The 12,922-nt window shown below is 66.1% G+C and carries 10 protein-coding genes and 2 rRNA genes (1 of these 12 cut by a window edge); all 12 read right to left on the bottom strand.

The window, feature by feature from the left end; all coding sequences use genetic code 11:
• Positions 1–6: 6 nt before the first annotated feature.
• Positions 7–1,413, bottom strand: a complete 1,407-nt coding sequence (locus ACQEXA_RS44265) for a DNA polymerase IV (RefSeq protein WP_432925459.1) — start codon at positions 1,411–1,413, stop codon at positions 7–9.
• A gap of 55 nt (positions 1,414–1,468) precedes the next feature.
• The gene (locus tag ACQEXA_RS44260) at positions 1,469–2,143 is read right to left on the bottom strand and encodes a MerR family transcriptional regulator (RefSeq protein ID WP_359398261.1); all 675 of its coding nucleotides are present in this window, start codon (positions 2,141–2,143) and stop codon (positions 1,469–1,471) included.
• 544 nt (positions 2,144–2,687) lie between these two features.
• Positions 2,688–3,161, bottom strand: a complete 474-nt coding sequence (locus tag ACQEXA_RS44255) for a bifunctional nuclease family protein (protein WP_004002801.1) — start codon at positions 3,159–3,161, stop codon at positions 2,688–2,690.
• Positions 3,162–3,244: 83 nt separating this feature from the next.
• Positions 3,245–4,000, bottom strand: a complete 756-nt coding sequence (gene ftsR / locus ACQEXA_RS44250; RefSeq protein WP_432925461.1) for a transcriptional regulator FtsR — start codon at positions 3,998–4,000, stop codon at positions 3,245–3,247.
• A 36-nt stretch (positions 4,001–4,036) separates the two neighbouring features.
• Positions 4,037–4,909, bottom strand: a complete 873-nt coding sequence (locus ACQEXA_RS44245; protein WP_432925463.1) for an FHA domain-containing protein — start codon at positions 4,907–4,909, stop codon at positions 4,037–4,039.
• Between the two features lie 61 nt (positions 4,910–4,970).
• Positions 4,971–5,879 (bottom strand): DUF881 domain-containing protein, encoded by a 909-nt coding sequence (locus ACQEXA_RS44240; RefSeq protein WP_432925465.1) that lies wholly within the window; start codon positions 5,877–5,879, stop codon positions 4,971–4,973.
• A 5-nt stretch (positions 5,880–5,884) separates the two neighbouring features.
• Entirely contained in the window at positions 5,885–6,217 is a 333-nt protein-coding gene (locus tag ACQEXA_RS44235) for a small basic family protein (protein WP_019708255.1), read from the bottom strand.
• Positions 6,214–7,119, bottom strand: a complete 906-nt coding sequence (locus ACQEXA_RS44230; RefSeq protein WP_359398403.1) for a DUF881 domain-containing protein — start codon at positions 7,117–7,119, stop codon at positions 6,214–6,216. Before ACQEXA_RS44230 ends, ACQEXA_RS44235 begins: the two co-directional genes overlap by 4 nt.
• 99 nt (positions 7,120–7,218) lie before the next feature.
• A complete protein-coding gene (locus ACQEXA_RS44225) occupies positions 7,219–9,714 on the bottom strand; it encodes a sugar phosphate nucleotidyltransferase (protein WP_432925467.1) in 2,496 nt (831 codons plus the stop codon).
• A 90-nt stretch (positions 9,715–9,804) separates the two neighbouring features.
• Entirely contained in the window at positions 9,805–10,434 is a 630-nt protein-coding gene (locus ACQEXA_RS44220; RefSeq protein ID WP_361000338.1) for a CDP-alcohol phosphatidyltransferase family protein, read from the bottom strand.
• A 141-nt stretch (positions 10,435–10,575) separates the two neighbouring features.
• Positions 10,576–10,692: ribosomal RNA gene (gene rrf / locus ACQEXA_RS44215) — 5S ribosomal RNA — on the bottom strand.
• A gap of 85 nt (positions 10,693–10,777) precedes the next feature.
• Positions 10,778–12,922 (bottom strand): 23S ribosomal RNA (locus tag ACQEXA_RS44210); it runs 956 nt beyond the window's last position.

Genomic DNA, 12,922 nt, shown 5'->3' with positions numbered 1-12,922 from the left:
GCCCCGTCATGCTTCCGCCCCGGACGGCGCCGTCCCAGGATCAGGATCCGCGACTTCCGGGCTTCGCGACACCAGCGGCAGAGGATCCGCCGGCTCGAGGCCCGGGTCGTCGCTCCGGAACGTACGGACCCGCCCCGGCTCCGAGTCCGGCGTCTCGAACCGTACGGTCACCCGGCCGAGACCGCTGCCCTGCACCCACCCGTGCCCGTACTCGGGGTGGCGCACGTCCTGACCTGCTCGCCAGACGTGCTCCGAGGGCGCCGCTGGCTCCTGCTCAGCGGGTTCCGGTACCGCTTCCTCGGCCTGCGCGCGATCGTCCCCGCCCGCCTCGGACGCTGCCAGGTGAGCCTGGGCGAACAGGTCCTCCTGCGTGTAGTCGGCCAGTCCGGTGACGCCGACGCCGAGCAGCCGTACGCCGCCGGTCGTGTCCACGGCCTCCAGCAGCCTCGCGGCGGCCTCCCGCACCACCGATGGATCGTCGGTGGGCCCGCGCAGGGTCTCGGAACGGGTCAGGGTGGAGAAGTCGTACCGCCGCACCTTCAGCACGATCGTGCGGCCCGACAGGCCGGCGCCCCGCAGCCGGTGCACACACCGGTCGGCGAGCCGCTGCACCTCCAGGGCGACCCGGATCCGGTCGTGGATGTCCACGTCATAGGTGTCCTCGACCGACACCGACTTGGCCTCCCGCTCGGCCACCACCGGCCGCTCGTCCTGCGCGAGCGCCATGGCGTACAGCGCCTGTCCATGGGCCTTGCCCAGCAGTCGCACGAGCTCGTCCTCCCCCGCCTCGGCGATCTCGTCGACCGTGGTGATCCCGGCCCGCCGCAGATGGTCCCCAGTGGCGGGCCCGACGCCCGGCAGCGTGCGCACCGACATCGGTCCGAGCAGCGCGCGCTCGGTACCCGGCCGTATGAGCACGAGGCCGTCTGGCTTGGCCTGCTCGGAAGCGATCTTGGCGAGCATCTTGGAGGCGGCCAGCCCGACGGAACCCGTGAGCCCGGTGACGGCCCGGATGTCGGTGCGCAGCTTCATTCCGGCGAGCCGCGCGGATTCCTCGTCCCAGGCCGTTCCCCCGGCCTCCAGGTCCACGAACGCCTCGTCCAGGCTCAACGGCTCCACCAGCGGCGACAAGGCTCTCAGCAGCCCCATCACCTGCTCGCTGATCTCCCGGTAGAACGTGAAGCGCGGGATCAGATACGCGGCGTTCGGCGCGAGCCGGCGTGCCTGGGCCATGGGCATCGCCGAGTGCACCCCGAAGACCCGGGCCTCGTACGAGGCAGTGGCCACCACTCCGCGCGGCCCGAGTCCGCCCACGACGACGGCCTTGCCGCGCAGGCTCGGCTTGGATGCCTGCTCCGCCGAGGCGTAGAAGGCATCCATGTCGAGATGCAGGATCGTGGGCACGGCTCTCACATGTCCGATGCTGCCCTACACCACTGACATCACGGCAGCGATGAGCTGGCGCGGCTCAGACGGCCCGGTTGCGCCGCCTTGCCAGCTCGTCGGCGGGGTTGTGCCCGACGAGGGTCTCCCCCGTGTCGACCCGCTCCCCGTGCAGTTGCGACAGCGCACTCTCCACGTCCCGCCACACCACGCCGACGGCGATGCCGAAGATGCCCTGACCGCCCTGGAGCAGGGCGTGGACCTCGTCCGGTGAGGTGCATTCGTAGACGGTGGCGCCGTCGCTCATCAGCGTCATCCGCTCCAGGTCGCGGAAACCGCGCTCCCGCAGGTGCTGGACGGCGGTACGGATGTTCTGCAGGCCGACGCCGGTGTCGAGGAACCGCTTGACGATCTTCAGGACGACGACGTCCCGGAAGCTGTAGAGCCGCTGTGTGCCCGATCCGTATGCGGGGCGCACGCTCGGTTCGACCAGGCCCGTCCTGGCCCAGTAGTCCAGCTGGCGGTAGGTGATGCCCGCGGCAGCACACGCCGTGGGACCGCGATAGCCGATCTGCTCGGAAGCCACCCCTCCGTCGTCCGGAACGGCCGTGGGCCGGGGAGAGGGAGGGTCGGTCGTGCTGCTGGGATGGGGATACCCCCTGCTCGGACGGAGCCGAGAGCTTGAGGAAGGGTACGGGCCGCTGTCCCCCAGACTGTGTCCGGGGGCACCCCCCGCCGTACCGCCGCCGCTGATTCTCACGCCGACCTCCGTCCTTGACCTGCCTTCTCGACGGTAGGCAGTCACCAGGGGTGCGTCAACGATCGCCACACTCGGCACGCCGAGTGATAATCACCCTAGGAGTGGTTTTCCGTGCCCTTCCGCGGGGAAAGGCTAGCCGAATGCTCTAGCAGGTGGGCCTCACAAGTGGCACTGGCCGCAGGCATGTGCCACTTCCCGGACGCGCCGCCTCGGCTCGCTCCCCACTCGACGCTTTGAAGGCCCGACGCACTCACGTCTCCCTGATACCAAGGCTCAGCGCGCTTCGCGCAGCGCAGTCACAAGGCTCGGCATGACAAGGACGGCGTCTCGTCTCGCTGTGCGTGCCAGAACCGGATGCCGGTCCGTCCTGGAAGCCCCGCAGTTCGTCCGAGCACTCGTGCGATCCGCTCTAACGCTCCGGCGCATCCACGCCGCGGGTCCGCGCGCACTGCGCCGGTTCACTGCTCCCGTCCGCCCCGGGGCACACATCGCAGCCCGGCCGTCGGTCGGCACGCACGGCCGGCCGACCCTCCGCCGGACACCGTCACTGGCTGCTGGTCCCGAAGTCCTCGGGCGAGATCTGGTCGAGGAACTCCCGGAACTTCTCGACCTCGTCCTCCTGCTCGTCCGGGATCGCGATGCCCGCGTCGTCGAGCACACCGTCGCTGCCGTAGATCGGCGTCCCGGTGCGCAGTGCCAGCGCTATGGCATCGGATGGGCGAGCACTCACCTCGACACCGCTGGCGAAGACCAGCTCCGCGTAGAAGACGCCCTCACGCAGATCCGTGATGCGCACTTCCGTGAGCTCCTGGCCGACGGCCTCCAGCACGTCCTTGAACAGGTCGTGGGTCAGCGGTCGTGCGGGAGCCATGCCCTGCTGGGCGAACGCGATGGCCGTCGCCTCCCCGGGGCCGATCCAGATGGGCAGGTAACGGTCGCCTCCCACTTCGCGCAGGAGCACGATCGGCTGGTTGGAGGGCATCTCGACCCGGACACCTACGACATCGAGCTCGTTCACACAGCAACCCTAGGCCGTGCCCGGGACGTTTGGGTAGTCGGGCACAGAACGGCCCACGATCCGCCGACGGCGAACACCCCCGCTCAGGGCAGCCGCAGACCCAGCGCGGACTGCACCAGCGCCGCGTGCAACCGCACCGCCAGCCCCGCCAGCTCCTTGGTGCGTGCCTCGGCATGTGCCCTGGTCTGGGGGTTGCGATGGCGCCGCAGCGGGGCCACCACCTGGTCCACCAAGCCTGCGTCGCGGTCCGCGGCGGCCTTCATGACCCGCAGATGCCGGGGCTCGATGCCATGCCTGCCCAGTTCGGCCACCAGAGTGGCCACCGTGACCGTCTCGGCGTCGTACATCCCGTCGGGGAACGGCGCCACGAGGCCGTACGACTCCCATTCCTCGAGCTGCTCCGCGCTGATCCCCGTGACCTTCAGCAGCTCGCCCCGGCCGATGCGCATCGCCGCGGAGGCCTCGGGCTCGCCCAGGACGTCCCCGAGCAGCTCGCCCTCACCCGTGTCACGCGAACGGCCCAGGGAGGGCAGCCGCACCTCCTCGCCCCGTTCCAGGGCGTCCAGATGCTCACGGATGATCTTCAGCGGCAGGTAGTGGTCCCGTTGCATCCTCAGCACCTGACCGAGGCGCTCGACGTCGTGCGCGCTGAACTTGCGGTATCCCGACGGGGTGCGCTGTGGCTCGATCAGCCCCTCGGTCTCCAGGAAACGGATCTTCGAAATCGTGACTTCGGGGAATTCCTCGCGCAACACGTTCAGCACGGTGCCGATACTCATCAGCCCGCTGTCCGTGGCGGCGGTACCGCTGTCGGCACCGCCGCTCGGTGTGTAAAGCATGGACCCTTCCCTGGCGGGGGACCCTGCCCTGGCAGGTCAGATGCCCCGCTGACTCGCGTAGAAGACCAGCCTGTACTTGCCGATCTGCACCTCGTCGCCGTTGTGGAGCGGCACCTGGTCGATGCGTTCACGGTTGACGTACGTGCCGTTGAGGCTGCCGACGTCAGCGACCGTGAACGCGCCCTCAGGGCTCCGGCGGAACTCCACATGCCGGCGTGAGACCGTCACATCATCCAGGAAAATGTCGCTCTGCGGATGACGCCCCGCCGTGGTCAGGTCACTGTCCAGAAGGAAGCGGCTGCCCGAGTTGGGGCCGCGGCGCACCACGAGCAGCGCCGAACCGAACGGCAGCGCGTCGACGGCCGCCTGGGCTTCCGGAGACAGCGTCGGGGTCGGCGTCTGGCCGGTGGCCTCCGCGTCGTACGCCTCGAGACCGGAAATGGAGATCGTGGAGGTCGTCTCGGAGGCACGCTCCGGAACGGCCCCCGGGCGAAGCGGGGCGCCGCAGTTGGAGCAGAAGCGGCTGTTCTCCGCGTTGCGGTGACCGCACCTCGTACACACCAGAGTCGACATGTCCCCGAAACCTATGGGGCCGGACGCGCCATGGTCAACAGCCGCCGCGCCCTGACCTCCCGAAATGTCACCACCTGGACCAGCCACCTGGTCCCGGAACAGCGGACGCTGCCCCTGTGCTTCTCCCGGCTGTGCGCGATGGCGGGCCGTCGCGTTGTCACTGCCCTCTCGCGCGCTCTTGCCGAACAACTTCGCAAACAACTTCACGGGCGATTCCCCTTGACCGAAACAGACCCGCCCGTGGGGCAGGACGAACCCTGACTGCGTACACCGGTCGACCCGGACATCCTCACAACGTCCGTATCCACCAGACAGTTTCCACCACGCACCGCCCATTCGGTGCGCCGACCCCCCGCAACCTCTTGCTCCTGCCGGACCGGCTCCATGCACCCCCGGTTCACTGCGATGACGACCGAGCGTAGTCAGGCTGCTTCACCGCTCGCAAGGCATCTACGACGATCTTCGTGGAACGCTCCACGGTGACCACTGCCTGCTCCTTCTCGAGAGTCTGCACCACGCCTCCCGGGATGTTCAGCGCCGGCTCGAGGTCCTGCGGTTTTCCGATGACCTTGAAACGATAGGGCTGGGTGATCTTGTTCCCGTCGACGCTCACGCTCTTCCCCGAGTCCGACAGGAACGTGCTGGCGACGACCCGGACGCCGTTCACCTCGATCGCCTCCGCACCGGCCGCGCGCAGCTCCTGGACCGCGTCGAGCAGCATGTCCGCCTGGACCGTTCCCTTCGTGTCCTCGATGGTCATCGTGATGCCGGGCCCCTGCGCCGCCACCGTGCCCGCAAGGATGCCGAGTTGCTTCTCCTTCTCGGCGGTCTGCTTGCGGGCCTCCTCGGCACGGTCCGAGCTGTTCTCGAGCTCGGACCGCTGATCTTCGAGACCCTGCTTCTCGTCTTGAAGACGCTGCGTGCGGTCATCCAGTTCATCCAGGATGCGCACAAGATCTTCCTGGCGCGCGCCGCGCAGGGCACTGCTGCCGTCGCTGTTGGAGGCGACCTGGACGGCAAGACCGAAACCGAGGCCGAACAGCAGTACCGCAACGATGAGTTGGGCACGCGAGACCCGCAGCGGCCACAAGCCCTTCACCAGACGCTGACGGCCCGTCAGCGAGCTCTCCGGGTCCTGGTCGTCTTCGGGGTCTCCCGAGCCGACGGCCGCCGCGGGGATCTCCTGCGGCAGCTCCCTGCGCAGCCGGTGCTCGGCGGTCCGGGACTCCTCCGCCTGCGGCGCACCGGGGGCCTCGGACGGCTCCGGAGCCTGCGACGGCCTGTTCGTCGCTTCCTCGTCGCTCATCCGCCTCACGCCCGGAACACATGCCGGCGGATCGCCGCGGCGTTGGAGAAGATGCGGATGCCGAGGACGACGACCACACCGGTGGAGAGCTGCGCGCCGACGCCCAACTTGTCACCGAGGAAGACGATCAGCGCCGCCACCACCACGTTCGACAGGAACGACACCACGAAGACCTTGTCGTCGAAGATGCCGTCGAGCATGGCCCGCAAGCCGCCGAACACGGCGTCCAGCGCCGCCACGACGGCGATCGGCAGGTAAGGCTCGACGACCGCCGGAACCTCCGGCCGGACCAACAGACCGACCACGACTCCGACGACCAGGCCCAGTACGGCGATCACGATGTGCCCTTCTCTGTGCTCGGTTGTGCTGTACGTACGATCACACTCGGTGCGGCGGGCAGCCGGACGTCACCCTCGACGGAAATAGCGGTCCGGATCCCGTAGTTCTCCTGCAGCGCATGCAGGTACAACCCGTCGGCGCTGTTCTGGAACCTGGTGCTGAGCCGCTGGCCGTCCCCCACCGCGAGCACCGTGTACGGCGGCACCAGCGGCCTGTTGTCGACCAGTATCGCGTCTCCCGCCGCCCTGATCGCCGACAGGGACGTCAGCCGCTGCCCGTTGATCGAGATCGCCTCGGCGCCCGACTCCCACAGCCCGTTCACGACCCGCTGCATATCGCGGTCCCGGACCCGTCCGGTGTCGGAGAAGTCCGCGGTCTCGCGAGGATTCCCGTTGCCGCCGGTGGTGGCTTCCTTGGCGTCGTTCACGACGAGCTTCACCCCGGGGCCGTGTACGGCGACGGCTCCCGACAGGATTCCGACGAGGTCGGCACCGTCGCCGCTGCCGTCCTGCTTCAGGGCCGCGCGCTGCCGTGCGCTCACATCGTCCCGCAGTGCGTCGACGGTGCCCTCCAGCTTGTCCGCGGCCGCGGTCTCGCGCTGGATGCGGTCGATGAGCTCTTGGCGCTCCTTGGCGACCGTGGGGGCGGCCACACGCGCCTGGGCGGCGCCCACGGTCACCACGAGAGCGGCGAGCACGAGTCCTGCCGCGAGACCGAGCTTGGCCCGGACCGTCTTCGGCATACCGCCGGAGCCCTCGGCCTTCTTCCGGGCGGCGGCCTGCGCATATCCGTCGTCGAGGCTGTGATCCATGACGTTGGTGAGCAACGACATGGAAGCATCCGGGCGCGACGGGCGGCCGTATGTGCTCCGAACGGGGGGCGGCTGCGGCATGCAGCACATCGTCGCATGTCGTGACCGCATACTCCGAATGGCCCCACCGGCATGCCGGACAGGCACCCTTGGGGGCACTTGTCCGGCACGCACGCGTGCCCTCTGTTCTTACCGGCCGGCGCTGTCCACGACGGCCGACCACTCATCGAGCAGGGCCTGCGCGGAGGCGTCGTCGGGACCCTCGGCCCACAGATGGGTGACCGCCTCGGCAGGGTCGGGGAGCACCAGCACCCAGCGCCCGTCCGTCTCCACGACCCGTACCCCGTCTGTCGTGTCCACGGACCGTTCTCCGGCCGCCTCCACGACCCGGCGCATGACCAGACCCTTGACGGCCCACGGGGTCGCGAGATCGCGCTTGAGGACGTGTGCCCGTGGAATCCGCGCGTCGATCTGGCTCAGCGTGAGCTGGGTCCGTGCCACCAGCCCGATCAGCCGCACGAAGGCGGCCGTCCCGTCGAAGACGCTGCTGAACTCCGGCACGATGAAACCGCCGCGCCCGTCACCGCCGAAGATCGTCGACTCCTCCCGGCCCACGCGCGTGAGGTCGTCCGGGGAGGTCGTGGTCCATTCGACCTGCGTTCCGTGGTACGCCGCCACCTGCTCGGCGATCCGCGTCGTCGTCACGGGGAGGGCCACCTTCCCACTGCGACGCTCCGCGGCCACCAGGTCGAGCATCACGAGCAGCGCCCTGTCGTCCTCGACGATCCGCCCCTTTTCGTCGACGAGGGAGATCCGCTCGCCGACCGGGTCGAACCGCACGCCGAACGCGGCCCGGGACGAGGCGACGATCTCACCCAGCCGCACAAGCCCGGACCGACGAGCGTCGGCGGTCTCCGTGGGCCGGGACTCGTCCAGACCGGGGTTGATCGTCAGCGAGTCCACACCGAGCTTGCCGAGCAGGCTCGGCAGCACCAGCCCGGCACTGCCGTTCGAGGCGTCCACGACCACCTTGAGGCCCGACTCGGCTATCCTCGAGGTGTCGACACTGCGCAGCAGCGATCCGGTGTACGAATCGAAGACGCTGGACGGGAAGTAGAGATCCCCGATCTCGCCGGGGAACGCACGCCGGTACTCCTGCCGCGCGAACACCCGGTCCAGCTTGCGCTGACCGGCCTGCGACAGATCGGCGCCCTGGCTGTCGAAGAACATGATGTCGACGGAGTCCGGCACACCCGGCGAGGTACGGATCATGATTCCGCCGGCACTGCCGCGAGCGGTCTGCTGCCGGGCGACGGGCAGCGGCACGTTCTCCAGATCCCGTACGTCGATCGCGCTGGCCTGGAGCGCCGAGATGACGGCGCGCTTCAGCGCTCGCGCACCACGGGAGTGGTCGCGGGCCGTGGTGACTGTCGACCCCTTCTTCAACGTGGTGGCATACGCACCGGCCAGTCGTACGGCCAGCTCCGGAGTGATCTCCACATTGAGAATGCCGGACACCCCGCGGGCGCCGAAGAGGTGCGCCTGGCTCCTGGACTCCCAGATGACCGAGGTGTTGACGAAGGCGCCGGCCTCGATCGTCTTGAACGGGTAGACGCGCACATTGCCCTGGACAATCGATTCCTCACCGATGAGGCACTCGTCGCCGATGACCGCGCCGTCCTCGATCCGGGCCGCACGCATGATGTCGGTGTTCTTCCCGACGACACAGCCACGCAGATTGCTGTGCTGGCCGATGTAGACGTTGTCGTGGACGACGGCGCGGTGCATGAACGCCCCGCTCTTCACGACGACGTTCGAGCCGACGACCGTGTGCTCACGCAGTTCGGCACCGGCCTCGACCTTGGCGTAGTCGCCGATGTAGAGCGGGCCGCGCAGCACGGCGTCGGGGTGCACCTCGGCACCCTCCGCCACCCAGACTCCCGGCGAGATCTCAAAGCCGTCGATCTCTACGTCGACCTTGCCCTCCAGGACATCGGCCTGCGCCTTCACATAGCTCTCGTGGGTGCCGACGTCCTCCCAGTAGCCCTCGGCGATATAGCCGTAGATCGGCTTGCCTTCCTTCATGAGCTGCGGGAAGACGTCGCCGGACCAGTCGACGGGCACATCGGGCTCGACGTAGTCGAAGACCTCGGGCTCCATGACATAGATGCCGGTGTTGACCGTGTCCGAGAAGACCTGGCCCCAGGTCGGCTTCTCCAGGAAGCGCTCGACCTTTCCCTCTTCGTCGACGATGGTGATGCCGAATTCCAGAGGATTGGGCACACGCGTCAGACAGACGGTGACCAGAGCACCTTTTTCCTTGTGGAAATTGACCAGATCGGTGAGGTCGAAATCGGTCAGGGCATCACCGGAGATGACGAGGAATGCGTCGTCCTTCAGTGCTTCCTCTGCGTTCTTGACGCTCCCTGCGGTACCGAGTGGCTTCTCCTCGTTGGCATACGTGAGCTCCATACCGAGCTCCTCGCCGTCCCCGAAGTAGTTCTTGACCAGCGAAGCCAGAAACTGCACGGTCACGACGGTCTCGTTGAGCCCATGCCTTTTGAGCAGCCGCAGCACATGCTCCATAATCGGCCGATTGACCACCGGCAGGAGCGGCTTGGGCATGCTCGAGGTCATCGGGCGAAGGCGCGTGCCTTCGCCTCCGGCCATCACGACGGCCTTCATCTCGGAAGCGTCCTCCTCTAAGAGACGACGGTCCAGCCGACTTCACCCGTCTGATTGTCCCGCAGTTTCCCCGAGCGGGCCATCGAGCCGCTACGGCCGCCAATCGGCGGGCTCATCAGCCTTGGCGTCCGCCCTGACAAGGCGGCGGACCTGGACCACGTAGAGGACTCCTGCCCACCAGTAGAGGGTTGTACCCCACCCCGCGAACGCCCATCCGAAAATAGCAGCCAGTGACGCGATCCATCCGCTTCCGTCACTGAGAAGCAGAAGCGGGAACGCATACATCAGGTTGAACGTGGCTGCCTTCCCGAGGAAGTTCACCTGAGGCGGCGGATAGCCGTGGCGCCTGAGGATGCCCACCATCACGAGCAGAACCAGCTCGCGCGCCACGAGTACCGCGGTCAGCCACAGGGGCAGGATCTCGCGCCAGGTGAGCCCGACGAGCGTCGAGGCGATGTAGAGCCGGTCAGCAGCGGGATCGAGCAGCCGGCCGAGGCTGCTGATCTGGTTCCAGCGCCTGGCGAGCTTTCCGTCCAGGTAGTCGCTGACGCCGCTCAGCACGAGCACGAGCAGCGCCCAGCCGTCGCTCTTCGGGCCGCCGAACTCCGGCCTCAGGATGAGCCACAGGAAGACGGGCACGCCGACGAGCCGCGCCATGCTGAGGATGTTCGGGATGGTGAGGACCCGGTCCGTCTGGACACGGGTCTCCTGGACCTCCACCCGGGGGCCTCCTGCGGGAAACGAGCCAACTATGCCCCCTGACCCTACCTGCACGGTTCACGCGGCAGTAAGGAGGGGGTGGGAACATGCCCCTGAACGCAGAAAACCCCGCACCACAGGTGCGGGGTTTTCCCAAGATTTGTTCGGCAGCGTCCTACTCTCCCACAGGGTCCCCCCTGCAGTACCATCGGCGCTGTAAGGCTTAGCTTCCGGGTTCGAAATGTAACCGGGCGTTTCCCTCACGCTATGACCACCGAAACACTATGAAACAGACAACCCGCCCAGCACATCAGTGCGGGGATTGTTCGTGGTTTCAGAACCAACACAGTGGACGCGAGCAACTGAGGACAAGCCCTCGGCCTATTAGTACCGGTCACCTCCACACGTTACCGTGCTTCCAGATCCGGCCTATCAACCCAGTCGTCTACTGGGAGCCTTACCCCATCAAGTGGGTGGGAGTCCTCATCTCGAAGCAGGCTTCCCGCTTAGATGCTTTCAGCGGTTATCCCTCCCGAACGTAGCCAACCAGCCATGCCCTTGGCAGAACAACTGGCACACCAGAGGTTCGTCCGTCCCGGTCCTCTCGTACTAGGGACAGCCCTTCTCAAGACTCCTACGCGCACAGCGGATAGGGACCGAACTGTCTCACGACGTTCTAAACCCAGCTCGCGTACCGCTTTAATGGGCGAACAGCCCAACCCTTGGGACCGACTCCAGCCCCAGGATGCGACGAGCCGACATCGAGGTGCCAAACCATCCCGTCGATATGGACTCTTGGGGAAGATCAGCCTGTTATCCCCGGGGTACCTTTTATCCGTTGAGCGACGGCGCTTCCACAAGCCACCGCCGGATCACTAGTCCCGACTTTCGTCCCTGCTCGACCCGTCGGTCTCACAGTCAAGCTCCCTTGTGCACTTACACTCAACACCTGATTGCCAACCAGGCTGAGGGAACCTTTGGGCGCCTCCGTTACTCTTTAGGAGGCAACCGCCCCAGTTAAACTACCCATCAGACACTGTCCCCGATCCGGATCACGGACCCGGGTTAGACATCCAGCACGACCAGACTGGTATTTCAACGACGACTCCACAACCACTGGCGTGGCTGCTTCAAAGTCTCCCAGCTATCCTACACAAGCCGAACCGAACACCAATATCAAACTGTAGTAAAGGTCCCGGGGTCTTTCCGTCCTGCTGCGCGAAACGAGCATCTTTACTCGTAGTGCAATTTCACCGGGCCTATGGTTGAGACAGTCGAGAAGTCGTTACGCCATTCGTGCAGGTCGGAACTTACCCGACAAGGAATTTCGCTACCTTAGGATGGTTATAGTTACCACCGCCGTTTACTGGCGCTTAAGTTCTCAGCTTCGCCCCACCGAAATGGAGCTAACCGGTCCCCTTAACGTTCCAGCACCGGGCAGGCGTCAGTCCGTATACATCGCCTTACGGCTTCGCACGGACCTGTGTTTTTAGTAAACAGTCGCTTCTCGCTGGTCTCTGCGGCCACCCCCAGCTCAAGCAGCAAGTGCTCTCACCAGGCATGGCCCCCTTCTCCCGAAGTTACGGGGGCATTTTGCCGAATTCCTTAACCATAGTTCACCCGAACGCCTCGGTATTCTCTACCTGACCACCTGAGTCGGTTTAGGGTACGGGCCGCCATGAAACTCGCTAGAGGCTTTTCTCGACAGCATAGGATCATCCACTTCACCACAATCGGCTCGGCATCAGGTCTCAGCCCCATGTACGACGGATTTACCTATCGCACGGCCTACACCCTTACCCCGGGACAACCACCGCCCGGGATGGACTACCTTCCTGCGTCACCCCATCACTCACCTACTAACCGCTTGGTTCGGCGGCTCCACCACTTTCCTTTCCCCGAAGGGTCCGGAACGGCTTCACGGCCTTAGCATCACGATGCTCGATGTTTGACGCTTCACAGCGGGTACCGGAATATCAACCGGTTATCCATCGACTACGCCTGTCGGCCTCGCCTTAGGTCCCGACTTACCCTGGGCAGATCAGCTTGACCCAGGAACCCTTAGTCAATCGGCGCACACGTTTCTCACGTGTGAATCGCTACTCATGCCTGCATTCTCACTCGTCAACCGTCCACGACTACCTTCCAGTGCCGCTTCACCCGGCAGACGACGCTCCCCTACCCATCCATACACCCGTTGGGGCTTATATATGAATGACACGACTTCGGCGGTACGCTTGAGCCCCGCTACATTGTCGGCGCGGAATCACTAGACCAGTGAGCTATTACGCACTCTTTCAAGGGTGGCTGCTTCTAAGCCAACCTCCTGGTTGTCTGTGCGACTCCACATCCTTTCCCACTTAGCGTACGCTTAGGGGCCTTAGTCGATGCTCTGGGCTGTTTCCCTCTCGACCATGGAGCTTATCCCCCACAGTCTCACTGCCGCGCTCTCACTTACCGGCATTCGGAGTTTGGCTAAGGTCAGTAACCCGGTAGGGCCCATCGCCTA

Origin of the sequence: Streptomyces sp. CA-106110 (genome assembly GCF_050936285.1) — a bacterium.
Taxonomy (GTDB): domain Bacteria; phylum Actinomycetota; class Actinomycetes; order Streptomycetales; family Streptomycetaceae; genus Streptomyces.
Note: the sequence above shows the minus strand (reverse complement) of the source record. Positions and strands in the feature narration are given on the sequence as shown.

Excerpts from the sequence above, each read along its gene's own strand:
- ACQEXA_RS44230 (WP_359398403.1), bottom strand. The coding sequence starts at position 7,119 with ATGTGCTGCATGCCGCAGCCGCCCCCCGTTCGGAGCACATACGGCCGC.
- ftsR (WP_432925461.1), bottom strand. The coding sequence starts at position 4,000 with ATGCTTTACACACCGAGCGGCGGTGCCGACAGCGGTACCGCCGCCACG.
- ACQEXA_RS44225 (WP_432925467.1), bottom strand. The coding sequence starts at position 9,714 with ATGAAGGCCGTCGTGATGGCCGGAGGCGAAGGCACGCGCCTTCGCCCG.
- ACQEXA_RS44245 (WP_432925463.1), bottom strand. The coding sequence starts at position 4,909 with ATGGGCGGTGCGTGGTGGAAACTGTCTGGTGGATACGGACGTTGTGAG.
- ACQEXA_RS44240 (WP_432925465.1), bottom strand. The coding sequence starts at position 5,879 with ATGAGCGACGAGGAAGCGACGAACAGGCCGTCGCAGGCTCCGGAGCCG.